The organism is Faecalibacterium sp. HTF-F, from assembly GCF_023347535.1.
GTDB lineage: Bacteria > Bacillota > Clostridia > Oscillospirales > Ruminococcaceae > Faecalibacterium > Faecalibacterium wellingii.
This window is the reverse complement of record NZ_CP094473.1, coordinates 2,420,648-2,440,578: the sequence shown is the minus strand read 5'-3', so window position 1 is coordinate 2,440,578 and position 19,931 is coordinate 2,420,648. Positions and strand designations below refer to the sequence as shown.

18 protein-coding genes are annotated in these 19,931 nt (G+C 56.6%); 4 read left to right on the top strand and 14 right to left on the bottom strand.

The window, feature by feature from the left end; translation table 11 throughout:
* Window positions 1-393 precede the first annotated feature (393 nt).
* The 7 genes from MTP37_RS11515 to MTP37_RS11485 all read right to left on the bottom strand — a co-directional run bounded on the left by MTP37_RS11515 (window position 394) and on the right by MTP37_RS11485 (window position 9,816).
* Window positions 394-2,313 (bottom strand): ABC transporter ATP-binding protein, encoded by a 1,920-nt coding sequence (locus MTP37_RS11515; RefSeq protein ID WP_249237409.1) that lies wholly within the window; start codon window positions 2,311-2,313, stop codon window positions 394-396.
* Complete coding sequence (locus MTP37_RS11510) at window positions 2,313-4,064, bottom strand: ABC transporter ATP-binding protein (RefSeq protein ID WP_249237408.1); 1,752 nt, start codon at window positions 4,062-4,064, stop codon at window positions 2,313-2,315. Before MTP37_RS11510 ends, MTP37_RS11515 begins: the two co-directional genes overlap by 1 nt.
* Window positions 4,065-4,363: 299 nt before the next feature.
* Window positions 4,364-4,846: a MarR family winged helix-turn-helix transcriptional regulator gene (locus MTP37_RS11505; protein WP_249237407.1), complete on the bottom strand. Its 483-nt coding sequence runs from the start codon at window positions 4,844-4,846 to the stop codon at window positions 4,364-4,366.
* 433 nt (window positions 4,847-5,279) lie between these two features.
* The gene (locus tag MTP37_RS11500; protein ID WP_249237406.1) at window positions 5,280-5,870 is read right to left on the bottom strand and encodes a TVP38/TMEM64 family protein; all 591 of its coding nucleotides are present in this window, start codon (window positions 5,868-5,870) and stop codon (window positions 5,280-5,282) included.
* Between the two features lie 376 nt (window positions 5,871-6,246).
* Window positions 6,247-7,590, bottom strand: a complete 1,344-nt coding sequence (locus MTP37_RS11495; protein WP_249237405.1) for an MATE family efflux transporter — start codon at window positions 7,588-7,590, stop codon at window positions 6,247-6,249.
* 220 nt (window positions 7,591-7,810) lie between these two features.
* The gene (locus MTP37_RS11490; RefSeq protein WP_249237404.1) at window positions 7,811-8,800 is read right to left on the bottom strand and encodes a 3'-5' exonuclease; all 990 of its coding nucleotides are present in this window, start codon (window positions 8,798-8,800) and stop codon (window positions 7,811-7,813) included.
* Window positions 8,801-9,003: 203 nt separating this feature from the next.
* Window positions 9,004-9,816, bottom strand: a complete 813-nt coding sequence (locus MTP37_RS11485) for a Cof-type HAD-IIB family hydrolase (protein ID WP_249237403.1) — start codon at window positions 9,814-9,816, stop codon at window positions 9,004-9,006.
* Between the two features lie 99 nt (window positions 9,817-9,915).
* Here MTP37_RS11485 and MTP37_RS11480 point away from each other — a divergent pair, with 99 nt between their 5' ends.
* On the top strand, window positions 9,916-10,113 hold the full coding sequence (locus MTP37_RS11480) for a hypothetical protein (RefSeq protein WP_249237402.1): 198 nt from the start codon (window positions 9,916-9,918) through the stop codon (window positions 10,111-10,113).
* Between the two features lie 17 nt (window positions 10,114-10,130).
* Window positions 10,131-11,678, top strand: a complete 1,548-nt coding sequence (locus tag MTP37_RS11475) for an alkaline phosphatase (RefSeq protein ID WP_249237401.1) — start codon at window positions 10,131-10,133, stop codon at window positions 11,676-11,678.
* 231 nt (window positions 11,679-11,909) lie between these two features.
* On the opposite strand, the gene mscL is transcribed toward MTP37_RS11475, so the two are convergent.
* From mscL to MTP37_RS11440, 7 genes are all read right to left on the bottom strand, one after another.
* Window positions 11,910-12,362: a large conductance mechanosensitive channel protein MscL gene (gene mscL / locus MTP37_RS11470; protein WP_249237400.1), complete on the bottom strand. Its 453-nt coding sequence runs from the start codon at window positions 12,360-12,362 to the stop codon at window positions 11,910-11,912.
* 171 nt (window positions 12,363-12,533) lie between these two features.
* The gene (locus MTP37_RS11465; protein ID WP_249237399.1) at window positions 12,534-13,025 is read right to left on the bottom strand and encodes a cytochrome C; all 492 of its coding nucleotides are present in this window, start codon (window positions 13,023-13,025) and stop codon (window positions 12,534-12,536) included.
* A 304-nt stretch (window positions 13,026-13,329) separates the two neighbouring features.
* Window positions 13,330-14,130: a gluconate 5-dehydrogenase gene (locus MTP37_RS11460; protein WP_249237398.1), complete on the bottom strand. Its 801-nt coding sequence runs from the start codon at window positions 14,128-14,130 to the stop codon at window positions 13,330-13,332.
* Between the two features lie 80 nt (window positions 14,131-14,210).
* On the bottom strand, window positions 14,211-15,059 hold the full coding sequence (gene kduI / locus MTP37_RS11455; protein WP_249237397.1) for a 5-dehydro-4-deoxy-D-glucuronate isomerase: 849 nt from the start codon (window positions 15,057-15,059) through the stop codon (window positions 14,211-14,213).
* Window positions 15,060-15,078: 19 nt separating this feature from the next.
* Window positions 15,079-16,104, bottom strand: coding sequence for a sugar kinase (locus MTP37_RS11450; RefSeq protein WP_249237396.1), 1,026 nt, complete (start codon window positions 16,102-16,104; stop codon window positions 15,079-15,081).
* 93 nt (window positions 16,105-16,197) lie between these two features.
* Window positions 16,198-17,160 carry a bifunctional 4-hydroxy-2-oxoglutarate aldolase/2-dehydro-3-deoxy-phosphogluconate aldolase gene (gene eda / locus MTP37_RS11445; protein WP_249237395.1) on the bottom strand — a complete coding sequence of 321 codons (963 nt, stop codon included), beginning with the start codon at window positions 17,158-17,160 and terminating at the stop codon, window positions 16,198-16,200.
* 223 nt (window positions 17,161-17,383) lie between these two features.
* Window positions 17,384-18,295 carry an HAD-IIB family hydrolase gene (locus MTP37_RS11440; RefSeq protein ID WP_249237394.1) on the bottom strand — a complete coding sequence of 304 codons (912 nt, stop codon included), beginning with the start codon at window positions 18,293-18,295 and terminating at the stop codon, window positions 17,384-17,386.
* Window positions 18,296-18,433: 138 nt separating this feature from the next.
* On the opposite strand from MTP37_RS11440, the gene MTP37_RS11435 reads away from it, so the two are divergent.
* The gene (locus tag MTP37_RS11435; RefSeq protein ID WP_249237393.1) at window positions 18,434-19,069 is read left to right on the top strand and encodes a phosphatase PAP2 family protein; all 636 of its coding nucleotides are present in this window, start codon (window positions 18,434-18,436) and stop codon (window positions 19,067-19,069) included.
* 182 nt (window positions 19,070-19,251) lie between these two features.
* Window positions 19,252-19,926, top strand: coding sequence for a GntR family transcriptional regulator (locus tag MTP37_RS11430; protein ID WP_249237392.1), 675 nt, complete (start codon window positions 19,252-19,254; stop codon window positions 19,924-19,926).
* Window positions 19,927-19,931 lie beyond the last annotated feature (5 nt).

Genomic DNA, 19,931 nt, shown 5'->3' with positions numbered 1-19,931 from the left:
CTGCAATTCATTCAAGGTTCAGTATACCGCGAACAGGGGGTGATTGTCCAGAGCGGGTGAAAAATGATTTCGGATGTATCCTGTTTTTAAAAGGTGCTCGACACCTGACTTTACAGCGATACAGAATCATGCTATACTTTGATAAAGTTGCATTTGAAGTAGAGAATGTGCTGCTACACGCCCATTGGGCCAAAAGAAATGTGGGAAGGGGCACACCCACCAAACGCCAATCGATGGGGGATGGTTTTGATGCCGTCCCCCGTTCCTGTTTATAGGTCAAATTCAGCCACGGTGCATGCGCGTCGTGGCTTTTGCTGTTTTCAAGAGGACAAAAAGGAGCCGCCGCACGGCGGTGTGCCGGTGCGGCGGCTCCTTTGAGGAGGCAGAAAAAGCTTAGTTCTCGGCCAGATTGCCGGTGTAGAGCTGGTAATACTTGCCCTTTTTGGCAATCAGCTCGTCGTGGCTGCCACGCTCGATGATGCGGCCCTGCTCCAGCACCACGATGCAGTCTGCATTGCGGACGGTGGACAGGCGGTGTGCAATGACAAAGCTGGTGCGGCCGTACATCAGGCCGTCCATGCCGCGCTGCACCAGCGCTTCGGTGCGGGTATCGATGGAGGAAGTGGCCTCGTCCAGGATCAGCACCGGGGGATCTGCCACGGCGGCGCGGGCGATGGCCAGCAGCTGGCGCTGTCCCTGCGAAAGGTTGGCACCATCGCCGGTAAGCATGGTGTTGTAGCCCTCCGGCAGGCGCTTGATGAAGCTGTCGGCGTTGGCAAGGCGGGCAGCGGCAATGCACTCTTCATCGGTAGCCTCCAGCCGGCCGTAGCGGATGTTCTCCATCACCGTGCCGGTGAACAGGTGGGTGTCCTGCAGCACGATGCCCAGCGAACGGCGCAGATCGGCCTTTTTGATCTTGTGGATGTTGATGCCGTCGTAGCGGATCTTGCCGTCCTGAATGTCGTAGAACCGGTTGATGAGGTTGGTGATGGTGGTCTTGCCCGCACCGGTGGAGCCGACAAAGGCGATCTTCTGGCCGGGGCGGCCATAGAGGTTGATGCCGTGCAGAACGGTCTTCTCCGGCACATAGCCGAAGTCCACGTCCGTAAAGGTGATGTCGCCCGCCAGCTTGTGGTAGGTAGTGGTGCCATCGTGGTGGGGGTGCTTCCATGCCCACAGGCCGGTGCGCTCATCCGTCTCCACCAGCTGGTCGTTGCGGTCGTACTTTGCGTTGACAAGGGTCACATAGCCTTCGTCCGTCTCGCTGGGATCATCCATCATCTTGAAGATGCGCTCAGCACCAGCCAGTGCCATGATGACGCTGTTGGCCTGCATGGACACCTGACTGATGGGCATGTTGAAGCCCTTATTCAGGCTCAGGAAAGCCACCACTGTGCCAAGGGTCGTGCCGCCCATGCCGCTCACGGCCATGGCTGCGCCTGCCAGCGCGCAGACGGCATAGCTGATGTTGCCCAGCTGGGCGTTGACCGGCATCATGATGTTGGCAAAGCTGTTTGCTTTGTTGGCGCTGTCCTTCAGCTGGTCGTTCAGCTGGCGGAAACCGTCCAGCGCCTTCTGCTCGTGGGTGAACACCTTGACGACCTTCTGGCCTTCCATCATTTCTTCGATGTAGCCGTTCAACTTGCCCAGATCCCGCTGCTGCTGGATGAAGTATTTGCCGGACTGCTGGGTGATCTTTTTGGAGCAGAACATCATCAGCGCCACCATCAGCATGGTGACGATCGTCAGCTGCCAGCTGAGCATGCACATGCTGAAGAACACGGAAACAATGGTAATGGCGCTGGACACCAGCTGCGGGATGCTCTGACTGAGCATCTGGCGCAGGGTATCCACATCGTTGGTGTACACGGACATGATGTCGCCATGGGGATGCTGGTCAAAATACTTGATGGGCAGGCTCTCCATGTGGGTGAACAGCTGGGTGCGCAGGTTGCGCAGGGTGCCCTGTGTCACGTTGACCATGATGCGGGCGTTGCCCCACGCTGCCAGAATGCCAATGACGTAGATGATGCCTACCCGCAGCAGAGCCGCAGCCAGCGGGGCAAAATCCGGGTCCTGCTGCTGGGTCATGGGTACGATGTAATCGTCCATCAGAGTCTTTAAAAACAGACTGGCCTGTACGTTTGCCAGTGCGCTGACCACGATGCAGACAAGCACAAGGATGCAGTGGGGCAGATAGTGCCGGAATACCTCATCCATGATGCGCTTCAGCAGCTTGCCCGGGTTTTCCACCTTGGGGCGCGGGCCGCCCATGCGGGGGCCGGGGCCGCGAACTTCTTTTGCCTGAGCCATTACTGTTCACCTCCCTGTTTGTCAAAGTCGCCGCTGCCCTGTGTCTGACTGCTGTAGACTTCCTGATAGATGGCGTTGGTCTTCAAAAGCTCCTCATGGGTGCCCAGACCATCGATGCGGCCGTTGTCCAGCACAAGGATGCGGTCAGCGTCCTGCACCGAGGAAATACGCTGTGCAATGATGATCTTGGTGGTGCCGGGAATTTCTTCGCGGAACGCCTTGCGGATCTTGGCATCGGTAGCGGTATCCACGGCGCTGGTGGAGTCGTCCAAAATCAGCACCTTGGACTTGCGCAGCAGGGCGCGGGCGATGGTCAGGCGCTGCTTCTGGCCGCCGGACACGTTGGAGCCGCCCTGCTCGATCCATGTATTGTATTTGTCCGGGAAGCGCTCGATGAACTCATCCGCGCAGGCCAGCTTTGCCACACGGATGCACTCTTCCTCGCTGGCGTTCTCGTCGCCCCAGCGCAGGTTGTCCAGAATGGTGCCGCTGAACAGCACGTTCTTCTGCAGCACCATGGATACCTCGCGGCGCAGCACATCGAGATTGTAGTCCCGCACATCCACGCCGCCCACGCGCACGGTGCCGCTCTCGGCATCGTACAGGCGGGGGATCAGCTGCACCAGACTGGATTTTGCGCTGCCGGTGCCGCCGATGATGCCCAGCGTCTCGCCGGGCCGGATGGTAAAGCTGATGTCGTTCAGCACCGGCTGACCGCTGCCGTGCTTATACTTGAAGGTGACATGGTCGAACTGGATGCTGCCATCGGCCACCTGCTGCACCGGCTGCTTTGCGGGGGGCAGGTCGGTGGTCTCGTCCAGCACTTCCACGATACGTTTGGCGGAAGCGGCAGACATGGAGATCATGACAAAGGCCATGCTGAGCATCATCAGGGCCATGAGGATGTTCATGATGTAGCCGAACAGAGCGTTCAGCTGGCCGGTGGTAATGGCACCGTGCAGCACATATTTTGCGCCCAGCCAGCTCAGTGCAAGGTTGCAGCCGTAGACAGCGACCAGCATGGCGGGGTTGTTGAAGCTCAGGCGGCTTTCGGCGTTGACGAACTGGTCATACAGGCTCTGGCAGGCCTTGGTGTACTTTTCGTTCTCAAAGCCCTCGCGCACGAAGCTCTTCACCACGCGGATGGCGGAGACGTTCTCCTGCACGGACGCATTCAGGGCGTCGTAGTTTTTGAACACCCGGTCAAAGATGTGGAAGGTGGGCACCATGATGCCTGCCAGCACTGCCACCAGAAAGACCACCGCCACCACGAAGATCAGCGACAGCGGGCCGCCGATCATCACGGCCATGAACAGGGCGAACACCAGATGCACCGGGGCGCGCACGCACATGCGCTCGATCATCTGGAAGGCGTTCTGCACGTTGGTCACATCGGTGGTCATGCGGGTGACAAGGCCTGCGGTGGAGAACTTATCAATGTTGGAGAACGAATAATGCTGGATGTTCTCATACATGGCATCGCGCAGGTTGCCGGCAAAGCCGGTGGATGCCTCGGCGGCGTATTTGCCGGCCAGAACGCCCAGCGCCAGCGCGACCACAGCCACCAGAAAGGTGAGCAGGCCGTACTTGAGGATGGCGTTCATATCGCCCTTTTCAATGCCCTGATCGATGATGAAGGCCATGATGGTGGGCAAAAGCACATCCATCACGGCTTCCAGAGCGGCAAAGAGCGGTGTCAGGACTGCGGCGCGTTTATACTCGCCCAGATGCGACACTAACTTTTTGATCATCTGAGTTACCTCCTGTTGCTTTTTATTTGTTTGGTACAGAACAATTTTATACAAAACATTTTAATTGTCAAGACGTTTCGAGAAATGTTCATAATTACTAATTTAGCAAGCTGATTTTAGGCAAGTTGACAAACCCTCTCAGGCAAAGCCTGTCGGCTTTGCCAGCTCCCCCAAAGGGGGGAGCTTTTTTTGCTCTGAACGATACGACCTGCTTTGAATTGGACGCATCACCCTTTGTATTATGGTGCACATAGCTCCCCCTTCGGGGGAGCTGGCGAGCAAAGCGAGCCTGAGAGGGTTCATTTCAGTGCATCCCGCAGCTTGTTCAGCAGCCGCAGCAGCTCGGTGTTCTCTTCCTCCGTCAGCAACCCTGCCACATAATCGTCGGTCTGATGGAAGGAACGAATCGTGTTCTCGTGGAAGCGGATGCCCTCTTCGGTGAGCACCAGCTGCTTGAGCCGGGCGTCCTGCGGGACACTGCGCCGCTCGATATACCCCTTGCGCTCCATCAATTGCAGGATGTTGGTCACGGTGGAGCGGGTGATGGAGAACTCCCGCTCGATGTCCCGCTGGAACACGGCTGCGTCCCGGTGGCGGTAAAGATACTCAATGATCCACCCGTGCATGGGGGTGGCCTGCTCCACGCCGTTTTCGCGGGCAAACTGGTTGATCTTGCGGAAGATCAGGTTATCCACCCGGCGGATCTGTGCCGGGATGACCTGCGGGCTTTCCCAGGGCGGGTCCGTGCGTTTGCAGCAATCGATTTTGATTTCGTCACACATAATGATCGGTTCCTTTGATTTGTTTGAAACTGGACAGTTTTGAATAGAACTGTTCGATAACATACATATTATACAGCAGACAAAGTGAATGTCAAGGGGAAGTGAACGATTTTAAATGCCCTCCGCTTTGCTCTGGGCATAAAATACCCCCTAAGTAGAATTTGGTTATTTACATTGTCTACTTGAGGGGGATCATGTCAGCGGGCTTGGCTGGTTTGCTTTTTCACGGAAGGGGCCGTAGTTGCAAGCGGCATATTTTCCGGTTGCGCGGTCATTTCCGAAGGAAATAAGCGCAACAGATGGAGTTTCCCTTTTGGGCCATTACTGTGAAAATGCAACAGCAGACAGCCCGCAGGCTGTCTGCTGTTGCTCTATTATAAAAATATTGTTCCGCTAAATATGCCCAGAGCGAAGCGGAGGGCATTCTAAATTATTATTCCAGATTGTGCTTCTTGCAGAACTTTTTGCTCACCCAGTACATGCCTGCCCATAAAAGAATGGCCAGCACCAGATAGACCGGGTTCTTCATGGAACTGACAAGCGACTGCCCGAACAGCGCGATCAGGGCCACCATGACGCCTTTGCCCAGCAGCATGGTGATGAGGTACCGCTTTTCGTCAAAGTCCGAGATGCCAAAGGCCAGATGCATAAAGGAGCTTGGCGTGAAGGGCAGAAGCGTGAGCATGAACAGCGACGAGGTGTCAAAGCGGTTCACCCATTGCTGAGCTTTTTCCAGCTTGGGGGAGCGGGAGGCGAACTTCCAGAAGAAGCGCTTGACTACCCGCCGCCAGAGCAGGAACATGATGCAGCCGCCCAGTGCCACACCGGCCCAGCTGTACAGAAAGCCCAGCAGGCCGCCGTGGGCCGCCACATTCAGCGCCACAATGGCGATCAGCGGCAGCGGCGGGAAAAAAGACTCCACCATGGCCAGCACGATGGGGGCAATGGGGCCAAGGCCGCCAAAGCTGTCCAGTAATGCTTTCCAGAATTCCAGCGTTCCAAGCTGACGCAGCCAAACGTTCATCGTGCGTATTCCATCCCTTCTGCCTGCGCCCTTTCCCAAAGCGCGGGCCGTCTATCCGTAGTATATCCACATTGTATGACAGAGCCATGAACAGAAAACGACTTTTTTTGCCCTGCACACAGCTTCCTTGGGATACTACGAAGCAGAGAGGTGATTTCCTGCAAAACAGGTGAGAAACGACACCGGCTGCTCCGGCAAGCTGCGCGAAGCCATGTCTGGCGTGTAGGCTGCACGTAAGGCAATCTCTTTTTTTACGACGGCAATCTCCTGCCGGGGTCTATTTTTATCATCACACGGAACACCGGCGAATTTTTTTCGCGTCACATTCTCTGTAAGGGAAACCCGTCAGAACAAAGCACCTCTCCACTGCATGAAATCATTGAGATACCGCTGCTTTATCCTCTGGCCACGATCTTCTGAGCGCCGCATAGGAAATAAGGAAGTTTGCAAGCCAACCTGCCGGGACTGCAAGCCAAACAAAAGCAATGCCAAAACGCGGTGCACAAATCAAGGCAACAGACAAGCGGATTGCAAGGTTTACCATATTTGCAATAAGAAACGGCCGCATGATTCCAAGTCCGCGAAGAACGCCATCAGTTGCCATCTTGATGCCCATGAAGATGAAAAAGTAACCAAGCCATCTCATATAATCACCGGACACCTGATAGGCCAACGTGGTTCCGTCTTTTCCCAAGAACAACGAGGAAATCTGTGTGTGCAGTGTTTCAATGACCACGAAAGCAAGAACTGCAAAGCATAGATCCAACACCAGTGCAGCATGATAACCTTTTTTGATACGCTCAAGTTTCTTTGCGCCAAGATTCTGGGATACAAACGGCGAAACTGCATTGCCGATGGATACGAAGATCAGCGAAAAAACATTTTCTACCCGCATCGTTGCTGCATACCCGGCAAGTGCCTGTGTGCCGAAGGGATTTACCACTGCCTGCACGATCATCATACCGATAGACACTGTGGACTGCTGCAAAACCGATGGTACCGCAATGCGAAGCATGGAATACAGCTCCTGCCGGTCGAACCTGCTAAAGGAGCTCTTGTATTGCCGCATCCGAGACAGAAAGATCAAAAACGAAAACACGGCAGAAATTCCTTGTGCGATCAAGGTCGCAAGGGCTGCACCAAACACCCCCAGACCAAGACCGGCCACCATCCAGAGATCCATAAAAATATTCAGGATCGATGAGAATATCAGCAGTCCCAACGGAATTTTGGATTCACCGATGGAAGTGAACATGGTGGAAAGAATGTTGTACATGAATAGAAACGGGAAACCCACAAAGTAGACACGCAGATACAATACTGCTTCTTCCAATATATCGGCAGGGGTCTGTAATCCGCTCATCATGAAATGGGAAAAGCAAAAGCCAAAGACACCAAGGACAACGCTTAAAATCAAAAAGCTGATCAGGGACGTTGACACAATGGTTTTCATTTTACCATAATTTTTTGCACCAAAATAGCGGCTTACAAGCACACCTGCGCCCACACCAGCACCAAGCGCCACACAAATAAAAACATTGGTCAGTGCAGCACAAGCACCAACAGCCGCAAGTGCCGAGGAGCCAACAAATTGACCAACGATTATGGAATCGGCCATATTGTATACTTGTTGAAAAAAGCTGCCAAGGATCATCGGCAGCGCAAAAACAGTCAGCGCTTTAAGGGGTGGATCTGTGATCAAATATTCATCTTTCGACATGATTATATTCCTTCCCAAAATCGTTTATCGCAAATTTTATCGCAAGTCAAGAAATGAGTGCAGCATTCAAACGGCATCTTTGCGATATGCAATTCACCGCTGTTGCATTAAAAAGTTGAATTGCTATAAAATCGACCAGACAGCCTTAATGGGAAGTGCAAAGGCTTCTCACGCTGGTGGTTTGGTGAGTGCAGGCGGGACGGAGCAGCCGGTGCCGCTTTTACTCCGCAGCCTGTTTTTCTGCGCGGGCCTTCATCCGCTCCAGCTGGGCGGTGCGCTGCTTCTCCCAGCGGTCAAGGGAGGCGTCGTCCGGCATCTGGAGACAGCGGGCGTAGCTCCAGTGCAGGCCGTCGCGGCGGGCAAGCTTGTACCGCTGGAATACGCCTTTGCCTGCAGCGCTGCCGCTGCCGGCGCACCGGGGGCACTGGCTCAGGGTGTACCAGCTGTTGCTGCCCTTTTTCAGCCACACATCGTCGGGCTTGAGCGGTGCACCGCACTCCGGGCAGTTCATGGTGTAAATTTTGGGGTCGGTGCGCCAGGTGTACTGCTCCACGTAGCCGTGGAACACCTCAAAATCCCGGTAGTCGCCGGGGGCCGGGCACAGGCTGGCCCGCAGGGCTTCGTCCTCGGTGGGGTAGGCGGCAAGCCCGGCCCGCAGGTCCAGCAGACGGCAGACATCGGCGGTGTACAGCGTATCGGAAAGTGCATCGTGGAACTGCCGCTCCATGGGGATACCCATGCGGGTGACCACGCTTTCCAGCGTCATGCCCTCGCCCTCCTTGCGGGGGTGCTCCCGCAGGAACACCTGCTGCAGGTCGTACCAGACGGTGGGCCTGGACTCGTCAATATTGCACAGGTAAAGGTTCTGCTTGAGCACAGGCACATCGTCCATGCCCCACTCGGCAAACTCGGCATCCGGGCCGCACCACTGCATAAAGCGGCGCAGGCCCTGCACGATGGGCTCCCCCTTGTCCAGATCGGCCTGCGTCAGGCCGGTGACCTTGGCGATGTGGTGCTGCAGCTTGCGGAAGATGCGGGGGCGCAGATGGATGGAAAAGGTATCCAGTACGTTAGCGTCCTCGTCGATCTTTACGGCGCCGATCTCTACGATCTCGCCCCGGAAGGTCTGCTGCACGCCGTGGTAATTAAAGGTATACGGCTGGTAGCCGATGTTCCATTCCAGATCAAATAAAACCAGATTGCGCGACATTTTGTTTGTCCTCTCTTTTGAATCAAACCCTCTCAGTCACGGCTTGCGCCGTGCCAGATTCCCCCTTTTGTCGCTGCGCGACATCTTCCCCCGGCCGGGGGAAGTCTTTCCTCTCAGGGGGAGCTTTTATCATACGTTACGATTAGATGGATAAAACCTCGCCCTTCGGGAGAGGTGGATTTGCGAAGCAAAGACGGAGAGGGTTATAAAATAAACTTCTCCACGGCCTCAGCCACGCCGTCGTGATCGTTGTCGGTAGCGGTCACATAATCGGCGCAGTCCTTTACCGGGCCCTCGGCGTTCTGCATCGCCACGCCCACACCGGCGTAGGCGATCATGGAGCGGTCGTTCAGGCCGTCGCCGCAGGCCATCAGGTTATCGCGGGTCAGGCCCATGCGCTCCAAAAGGGCGGCAAGGCTGCCGTCCTTGGCCACGCCCAGCGGTACGGCTTCAATGAAGAACGGGCTGGAGGGGTACAGGTCGATGCGGCCATCGAACTGCTGCCTGCCTGCGGCCCACACTTCGTCCCGGCGGGCAGGGTCCAGTGTGATGAGCATTTTGCAGATGGGGTAATCCACATACTTTGCCAGATCGTCCACACCGGTCATGGGCAGTTTGCAGGTAAAGCATTCGCGCAGGGCCCACGGATCGTCCGGGCGTTCGGTGACGACGCCCTCCTTATTATAGGTGATGATGGCCACATCCTGTGCGGCGGCAAAGGCGCACAGCTCGGGTACGTACTGGGCATCCAGCTGTTTCTGGTACAAAGTCTCGCCGGTGCGGCAGTCCACGATCTTGCCGCCATTGTAAGAAAGGATGCAGCCGCCCTTTTTATCCAGCCCCAGTTCCTTTGCCAGCGGCAGCACGCCCGCGGTGGGCCGTCCGGAGGCAAGCACGATGGTAACGCCCTTTGCAATGGCGGCATCCAGTGCAGCCCGGGTGCGGGGCGTGACTTCCTTTTGGCTGTTGGTCAGGGTGCCATCCAGATCCAGTGCCAGAACTTTGATCTCTGCCATATAAATACATTCCTCTCCATCTATATAAAGGTAAAAAAGCACTTACTCTTTTATTGTACAATGAAATGCGCCCGATTTTCAACCCTTCCGGCGCGGTTTGTGGAAAAAGAGCGCCGCCTGCACAGGATTTTACATCATTTTCCGGCTTTTTACGTTGAAGGTGCAGCGCACGCACCGGTTTTACCAAAGCTTTGCGGCGGCATGGTTTTTCCGCGGGCGGCGGTGCGCTACAATAAAGACGTTCCCGAAAGACAAAAAACGGTGCCTGAGGCAGGCCCGCCGCATTTGATTGGATAAAAAGAGAGGATCACGTTATGAAAGAAAATAAGATCTCCCGCCGCAGTTTTCTGAAGTTTGGTGCAGCTGCTTCCGCTGCCGGCATGATGGCCGCAGCACCCGTGGCTGCAAGTGCAGCCCAGCCGGACGCCGCTGCTGCCGAGGATGAGGAGAACGGCCTGCTGGACCTGTTCAAGAAACCCAAGTACATCTTCCTGTTCATCGGTGACGGCATGGGCACCGCCCAGATTCAGTCTGCCCGCTTCTACAAGGGCACCGTGGACAACAACGGCGCTGTGACCGAGGCCGACCTGAGCTTCACCGGCTTCCCCACCGTGGGCAGCGTGACCACCTACGACAGCACCTCCTTCTGCCCGGACTCCGCATCCACCGCAACCTCCATTGCTACCGGCCACAAGACTGAGAGCGGCGTCATCAACATGTGCCCCTGGACACGCGATGTGCCCTATGAGACCATTGCCGAAAAGCTGCACGCCCAGAAGGGCTACAAGGTGGGTGTCATCTCCTCGGTCAACATCGACCACGCCACTCCCGCCGCTTTCTACGCTCATCAGAAGACCCGCAAGAACTACTACCAGATCGGCGTGGAGCTGGCAAACTCCGGCTTTGAATACTTTGCTGGCGGCGAGTTCCAGAAGGTGAACGGCGACGGCACCGGCCCCAACAACCACGAGGTGGCTGCTCAGGCAGGCTACAATGTGGTCACCACGCAGGCAGGCGCTGCCGCCCTGACCGCAGGCGCAGGCAAGACCCTGATCATTGCCGAGAATCTGGCAGACGGCAAGGCCATGAACTACGCCATGGACGCCGCTGCAGGCGAGTGGCAGCTGACCGATTACGTCAAGAAGGGCATCGAGCTGCTGGATAACCCCAAGGGTTTCTTCCTGATGACCGAGTCCGGCAAGATCGACTGGGCCTGCCACGCCAACGATGCCGCTGCTTCCATCCACGATGTGCTGGAAATGAGCAACGCCGTGCAGGCAGCTGTGGAGTTCCAGAACAAGCACCCCAACGAGACCCTGATCATTGTCACCGCCGACCACGAGACCGGCGGTATGGCCATCGGCTACAAGACCACCAACTACGACACCTTCCTGACCAATCTGGCCCACCAGAAGATGTCTTACGCAAAGTTTGATTCTACCTATGTGCAGAACTACATCGCCAACAAGACCCCCTTTGAAGCTGCCATGCAGGATGTGAAGGCAAACTTCGGTCTGACCCTGCCCACCGACCCGGATGCCGCCAACGCCGGCAAGCTGCTGCTGACCGACTACGAGGTGCAGAACCTGCGCACCGCCTACGAGCGCACCCTGAAGGTCGGCTCTGCCAGCCAGAAGGACATGTCCCAGCAGGACTACGAGCTGTACGGCACCTACATCCCCTTCAGCATGGCCATCTGCCACACCATCAACCATAAATCCGGCATGGACCACACCACCTACGCTCACACCGGTGCCATGGTGAACGTCTACGCCAACGGCGTGGGTGCGGAAAAGTTCGGCGGCGTGTTCGACAACACCGAGATCTTCCACAAGCTGGCCGACCTGACCAAGGTCAAGTAAAGCTTCACCAGACTGATCTTCCACATTTTTCCCGGATAAAGTAAAACCTCCCTGCTCTGGAACCGCAGCGACTGCGGCCGGGCAGGGAGGTTTTGCGTTGATTATGCTGTTTGCCTTTGCGGCTCCGCCGGTGAAAAAACAAATCGGGAAAGTCCGCAGACTTTCCCGATTTGTAATTTAGAAAATGATTCCGCTGAATATGGCCAGAACAAAGCGGAGGCCATTCAAAATTTAATTGTTGATCTCCGGGAAGCCCTCCAGCTTGCTGGTGCAGTGGGGGCAGCGCACCGCCTTGATGGAGATCTCGCTCTGGCAGTAGGGGCACACCTTGGTGGTGGGCTCTGCGGGAGCTTCCGGCTCAGCAGGCTTCTTGTGCAGGGAGTTGACGAACTTGATGACCACGAACAGCACGAATGCTACGATGAGGAAGTTGATGACGGCATTGATAAAGGAACCGATGCCGATCATCACATCGCCCACATGGATGCCGACGTCCGAGAAATCGGCGTTGAAAAACAGGCCGATGGCGGGGTTGATGATGTCGTTCACCAGTGAGTTGACGATGGCGGTAAAGGCACCGCCGATGACAACGCCCACTGCCATATCCAGCACATTGCCGCGCATGGCAAAGGCCTTGAACTCTTCAAAAAACTTTTTGATGCCTTTCACTTCTTTTTCTGCCATAAGAAAATCCACTCCTTTACTCCCTTTATGCCGCAAGGGAATATATTTGCTTCTATGATAGCGGATTTTTGGCGTGATTGCAAGGGAAAATGACAGCCTCAGCCCGCTTTTGGCAAAGAATAAAACGGGAAAGCCCGCAGACTTTCCCGTTTTACAGTGATGAAACAGTTCTTACTTTTCCGGTGCAGTAAAAGCGATGGGGGTAGCACCTGCAGCGGCATCCACACTCAGCAGGGAGATGGGAGCGACCTCGTAGTGCAGGGTCTCAAAGCTCTGGGTCTGGCCGTCCTCGGTGGTGAACTCCAGAATGTAGGTCACGTCGGACTGCTTGTCGGCCTCCACATCGCGGGTGATGACGATGTTCTCGCCGTCAGCCAGACCGTTCTCGCCGGCCAGATTGTCGCCCTTCTCGTCGCTGCCTGCATCGTACAGGTACAGCTCGGTGACGGCAGAACCGGTGGTGTTGTACACAGTGTACTCAGCAGTGGTGGGCTCAGCTGCTTCGCTGGATGCAGCCTCAGAGCTTGCAGCCTCGGAAGAAGCGGCAGCAGAAGAAGCCACAGAAGAGGAAGCGGCGGTGGAGGATGTAGAAGAACCGCAGGCGGTCATGCCAACAGCCAGTGTTGCAGCGGCAGCAATGATCGCAATGTTCTTGAGTTTCATGTGAAATATACTCCTTTGAAATTTCTTCGTATTCAGATCAACCAACAGGGTGTGATGGATGATGAAGACGATTATACGGGAATTTCGACAAAAAATCAAGACGGCTGTGTGCATTTTCAACGATGAAACAGGAACTGTTACCAATTTGGCATGAAATTGGAACATTTTAACATGAGTTAACATGAAGCAAAGTTTTGCAGGAAAGGTCGCTTGCCGCTTCGTAAAAAGACAGCTCCATGCAGACTTTGGTCTGCACAGAGCTGTCTGGTCAGAAGGTTAAAGAAGGCGCAGTGCCCAAATGACTTTACTTGGGCTGGCGGCCGATGTAAGCCAGAATGCCGCCGTCGGCGTACAGGATCTGGCCGTTCACAAAGTCGGAAGCGTGGCTTGCAAGGAACACGCAGGGGCCCACCATGTCGTCCGGCTCACCCCAGCGGCCTGCGGGGGTCTTGGCGGTGATGAACTGGTCGAAGGGGTGGCGGCTGCCGTCCGGCTGCAACTCCCGCAGGGGTGCGGTCTGGGCGGTGGCAATGTAGCCGGGTCCCATGCCGTTGCACTGGATGTTGTACTCGCCGTACTCGGAAGCGATGTTCTTGGTGAGCATCTTCAGTGCACCCTTGGCGGCGGCGTAGGCAGAGACGGTCTCGCGGCCCAGCTCGCTCATCATGGAGCAGATGTTGATGATCTTGCCCTCGCGCTTTTCCATCATGTCCGGCAGAACGGCCTTGGAGCAGTTGAAGGCACCGCCTACATGCACGTCGATGACCCGCATGAAGTCGGCGTGGCTCATCTCGATCATGGGCACCCGCTTCATCAGACCGGCGTTGTTCACCAGAATGTCCACAGGGCCCACCTCAGCCTTGATCTTTGCCACCATGGTGTTCACAGCGTCCTCGTCGGACACATCTGCCACATAGCCGTGGGCGTCGATGCCGGCAGCCTTGTAGGCGGCAAGACCTTTTTCCAGACTTGCCTCGGAGGAGCAGTTGAAGCAGACGGTTGCACCGCACTGGGCCATGCCCTCGGCGATGGAGAAGCCGATGCCGTGGGCACCGCCAGTGATCAGAGCAACCTTGCCCTGCAGGTTGAAAGCGGAAAGATCCATGATTTTCTCCTTCTCAAGTTAAATTTTTAGCAAAAAGCCCCGTACCGGTTACCCGGTACGGGGCTTTTGAATGGTGCTTTTTAGCGCAGGTCAGTGGTAGCGATGTTGTCCATGTCGTCAAACTCCATGTTCTCGCCGCCCATTGCCCAGATAAACGTATAGTTTGAGGTGCCTACGCCGCTGTGGATGCTCCAGGAGGGGCTGATGACAGCATCCTCGTTGTGCATCACGATGTGGCGGGTCTGGGTAGGCTCGCCGCACATGTGGAACACCACCTGCCCCTCGGGCAGTTCAAAGTAGGTATAAATCTCCATGCGCCGCTCGTGGGTGTGGCTGGGCATCGTGTTCCAGTTGGAACCGGCGTCCAGTTCGGTCATACCCATGCTCAGCTGGCAGGTCTTCAGCACATCCGGGTGGATGAACTGGTTGATGGTGCGCTTGTTGCAGGTCTCGACGCTGCCCAGAGGACGGTGATTTGCATCAGCCATCTTGATCAGGCGGGTCTCGTAGGAGCAATGTGCGGGAGCGGACACCATGTAGAACTTGGCGGGATGCTCCGGGTCGGCGGAAGCAAAGGTGACTTCCTTGGTGCCCTTGGTGATGTACAGGCAGTCCTTGTAGCCCAGCTCGTACTTCACGCCGTCGGCCACCACGATGCCGGTGGAATCCTTGCCGATGTTGAACATGCCGATCTCGCGGCGTTCCAGAAAGTAGTGGGTGCCGAAGTTTGCCCACACGTCGATGCCCTTGTCGATGGACACGGTCTCGTGCACCGGCATGCAGCCCAGCGTGACCATACGGTCCACATGGCTGTACACAGCAACGACCTCATCGGCCTTGTACAGGCCGGTGATGAGCATTTCGTCCCGCATTTCCTCAGTGGTATAGCGCTTGAAATCCTTCTGGTTGCAGGAGTAGCGGATATCCATTGTGGACTCCTTCCTGCAATTAGCGCTGGATACGGCCGGAACCGTCGCCGCCAGCCAGCTTCTCGACCTCGGACACGGTCATCATGTTGTAGTCGCCCTCGATGGTGTGCTTCAGAGCAGAAGCAGCAACAGCGAACTCAACAGCATCCTGAGTGCTCTTGCCGTTCAGCAGAGCGTAGATCAGGCCGCCGCCGAAGGAGTCACCGCCGCCAACGCGGTCGATGATTTTCAGCTCGTACTTCTTGGAGAAGCAGTACTCATTGGAAGCAACATCGTACAGCATTGCGCTCCAGCCGTTCTCGGAAGCGTTGTGGCTCTCACGCAGGGTGATAGCGACCTTCTCGAAGTGGAACTTGTCAGCCAGCTGCTTTGCAACGCTCTTGTAGCCCTCAGCATTCAGCTTGCCGCCGTAGATATCGGTAGCCTCGGCCTCGATGCCGAACACGTCCTTTGCGTCCTCCTCGTTGGAGATGCAGACGTCAACGTACTCGCACAGCTTGGTCATAGCCTCGCGAGCCTGCTCGCGGGTCCACAGCTTGCCGCGGTAGTTCAGGTCGCAGCTGATCTTTACGCCGTGAGCCTTAGCAGCCTTGCAGGCCTCCAGGCAGATCTCAACAACGTTTGCACCCAGAGCCGGGGTGATGCCGGTGAAGTGGAACCAGTCCACGCCCTCGAAAATCTTATCCCAATCAAAGTCGGAGGGCTGAGCCAGCTGGATGGCGCTGTTGGCGCGGTCGTAGATGCAGACGGAACCACGCTGAGAAGCACCCTTCTCGTTGTAGTAGATGCCAACGCGATCGCCGCCGCGGGTGATCATGCTGGTGTCAACGCCATAACGGCGCAGGCTGTTGACAGCGGCCTGACCGATTGCGTGTGCGGGCAGCTTGGTGACGAAGGCTGCGTCCAGACCGTAGTTGGCCAGAGAAACAGCAACGTTTGCCTCGCCGCCGCCGAAGGTGAACTCCAGGCTGTTAGCCTGAACGAAACGCTCGTAGTTGAACGGCTGCAGACGGACCATCAGTTCGCCAAAAGTAACAACTTTCATTGGGTATTCTCCTTTTATTTACAGGTGTTTATGACCTTCTGCTGCGGGGCATCCCCAGCGCAGCAGGGCTTTCACGGATAGGGGAGCCGGAGCTCAGGCCTGAACCAGATGGAATGCGAAGCCGCCGATCTCGTCTGCAAAGTAGCAGGCGATGGTCTTGCCGTTCTTCACGTTCTTGCTGTCCAGGTCGAACTTCACGCCGCGCTGAGACAGGTGGTAGATGGCACGGTCGACGTTGTTGCAGCCGATGGCGATGTGGCCATTGGTGCCGCGGCCGGGCTTCTTCATGATCTCAAACTCCTTGTTGCCCACAAAGATGCTGGAGTTGCCGGGAGCGACCTTCATGTTCAGCAGGCTGCCGATGAGGTTTGCCATCTTCATGGCCTCTTCCTCGTTCTCGGTGTTGATGCCGACGTGCATCAGCTTCAGGCCCAGCATGGTGTCAACCGCTTCCTTGCTCTGAGCGGTGATCTTAGCCCAGTCGTGAGCCTTGATCACGTCGCTCTTGCACATCCAGGTGCCGCCCACAGCAAAGATCTGGTCGTAGCCCAGATAGTCGTTGACGTTCTTTGCGTTGACACCGCCGGTGCACATCCAGCGTGCGCTCTTCAGGGCTGCGCCGATGTTCTTCAGCATGCCGACACCGCCGTTTGCCTCAGCGGGGAAGAACTTCAGGGCCTCGCAGCCCATGTTCATAGCCTGCTGCATCTCGCCTGCAGAGCAGGTGCCGGGCATCATGATACCGCCCTTGTCGATGACGTGCTTGCAGACCTCGGGGTCAAAGCCGGGAGCAACGATGAAGGATGCGCCTGCTGCCATTGCACGGTCAGCCTGCTCGGTGGTCAGGACAGTGCCTGCGCCCAGCAGCATCTCGGGCATCTCCTCGTGGATCTTGCGGATGCAATCCTCAGCACATGCGGTGCGGAAGGTGACCTCAGCTGCGGGCAGACCGCCGTCAGCCAGAGCCTTGCACAGGGGCAGGGCTTCATCAACGCTGTTGAAAGCGATAACAGGGATAATGCCGATCTGATAGACCTTTTCTACGATGGGATTCATAAATGCATTTCTCCTTTTTGAATTTGACTTTCTCGGTGCGCGTGGGCTGCCGTTTGGGCATGGTACACCCATCGTGCGCTTGTAATATTAGTATAAACGACGGAAACAAGTTTGGTAATGCTCAACAAGCACAATGTTTTGCATAATAGCTTGTATACATTGCACAAAAATGACGAATGACCTGAAAAGCAGGGCCGTTTTGCCCCGGTTTGCCCCTGCTTACTCAGATGCCGAGCTTCCGGAACAGCTCTGCAACGCCGTCGTGATCGCAGTCGGCCTCGCTCACAAGGTCGCCCAGCGCCTTGATCTGGGGCATGCCGTTTGCCATCACGGCGGCAATGCCCGCCTTTTCCAGCATGGCGCGGTCGTTCTCGCTGTCGCCCACGGCCAGAGTATTCTCGTGGGGGATGCCCAGCAGGTCGGCCAGAGCCAGCAGGGCGCTGCCCTTGTCCACACCGGCAGCGGTCACTTCAATGTTGTCCGGCGAGCCCTGCACCACCTCCACGCCCGGGATGGCCTGAAATCCCGGCAGAGCGGCGGCGGTCTTTTCGATGCTGTCAAAGAACATGCACAGCTTCTCGATCTCGTGGGCGTGGCGGGACATCCAGCTCTCGATGCCGGGGATGACGGTAAAGCGGCTGTCGGTCAGGTTCTGCCGGGCCTCGGAGGAGAGAAAGTGGGTGGTGCGGGAGGCAAGCTTTGCGATGCCCTCCGGCGTTTTGATGGCAAGACCATCGCAGAACACGCTCAGTTCACCATCGTACTGCTGGAACAGAGCAAAGACCTCCCGTGCAGTCTCCGTCGGCATCAGACGGTGCAGCAGGCAGGCGGGCTCACTGGTATGGCGCTGGGCGGCATTGGAGTAGCGGCTGTATACAGCACCCATGGGGTCGTCGCCCAGATCCCACACGGCCGCACCGTTGGAGGTGATGGCATACCGGATGCCGGGCAGCTTTGCCACCACAGGCGGCAGGCTGGCCAGCGGACGGCCGGTGGCAGGCACCACGGCCACGCCGTGCGCCACAGCGCGGGCGATGGCTTCGCGGGTGGCAGCGGTGACTTCGTTGTTCCGGCTCAGCAGAGTGCCGTCCAGATCCAGCGCAACAAGGCGGACAGAAGGAAAGCTTTGCAACATAAAGGCTCCTTTTATAATCAGTACAATTTCCACAGGAAAAAGCTCTCTGTCTATTTTATCGCACCGCAGGAGTTTGCGCAAGATGGCGGGATGTGGTATAATCATACGTCAACACATTGAAATTATAGGAGAAATACCATGAATCGCAAGCAGCTGCGGGCCCAGTGCCGCCCGCATTTGTGGTTTCAGCTGTACTGGGTGGTGTACCTCATCTGGTTCTTCTGGCTGGACCTTACCATCACAGATCCCAAATACATCATCCACAGCAGGATCGACGACCGGATCCCCTTCAACGAGTGGTTCATCTTTCCGTATTGCAGCTGGTTTCTGCTGCTGGCCGGGGTGACGGCGCTGCTGTGGTGGTGCGACACCCAAAGTTATGATAAGCTCTGCCTGACCATGTTCTCGGGCATGACCTTCTGCCTGATCCTCTATATGCTGCTGCCCAACGGTCTGAAACTGCGCCCCACGGCAGAGGCGATAGGACGCAGCAACATTGCCATGAGCATCCTGCAGCTGATCTGGAAGGCGGATGCATCGGTGAACGTGTGCCCGTCCATCCACTGCCAGAGCTCGGCCTGCATGGCGCTGGCCTTCACCAACAGCCGTCTGGCAAAGGACCGCCCGGCCCTGAAAGTGCTGGCATGGGTGTGGGCGGCGCTGATCTGCGCTTCCACGGTGTTCACCAAACAGCACTCCATCATAGATGTGGTGTGCGGTCTGGCCGTGGCCTTCGTGTGGGTGCCGGTGGTGTACCGCCCTGCAGGAAAATGACCAAAAGCCCCCGGCCGGGGGCTTTTCTTGCGCACGGGCGCGGACAAATGGACAAAACAGAGAAAAAAACGGGCGATTTTTAGTTGCCGTTACACTTGACAGCCGCCAGCAGGTTGGGTAATATGGTCTTACAACTTCAATACTAGTATATCAATTCTTCACCCTGAAGGGAGAGAGACCGTATGGCATCACTGAGTGCGCGCGAAATGGCCTACCAGACCCTCCGCAGCCGGATCATCACCATGGAGCTCAAGCCCGGCGACCCGCTGAATGACCGTGAACTGGCAGAGGAGCTTGGCATCAGCCGCACCCCCATGCGGGAGGCACTGCTGATGCTCAATCTGGCCCGCATGGTGGACATCAAGCCCCAGAGCGGGACCCATGTGGCACCCATCAATCTGCGGCTGATGGAAATGGAGCAGTTTGCCCGCTTTACGCTGGAAAAGGAGATCCTGAACCGGCTGCGCGGCCATGTGACACCCCAGCAGGAAGCGGAATACCGCAGGAACATCGAGGACTACCGCGTGCTGGAAGCAGATCTGACCCAGCCTGAGCGTCCCACCCGGCTGCTGGAGCTGGACAATGCGTTCCACCGCAGATCCTTTGAGCTGATCGGGATGGCGGCGCACTATGACTACATGCTTGCCAGCCTGCAGCATGTGGAGCGCATCCGCAAGTTCAGCCTGCAGACCGAGGAGAACAAGTCGGTGTGCGCCACCCACACGGCGATCCTGGAAGCGCTGCTGCACGGCAGCCCGGACGATGTGAGTGAAGCACTGGAAAGCCACCTGAGCCGGTACAAGCAGTCGGTGGCGCAGGCACGCAGCATCCATCCGGAATACTTTATCGATGAATGACAAGC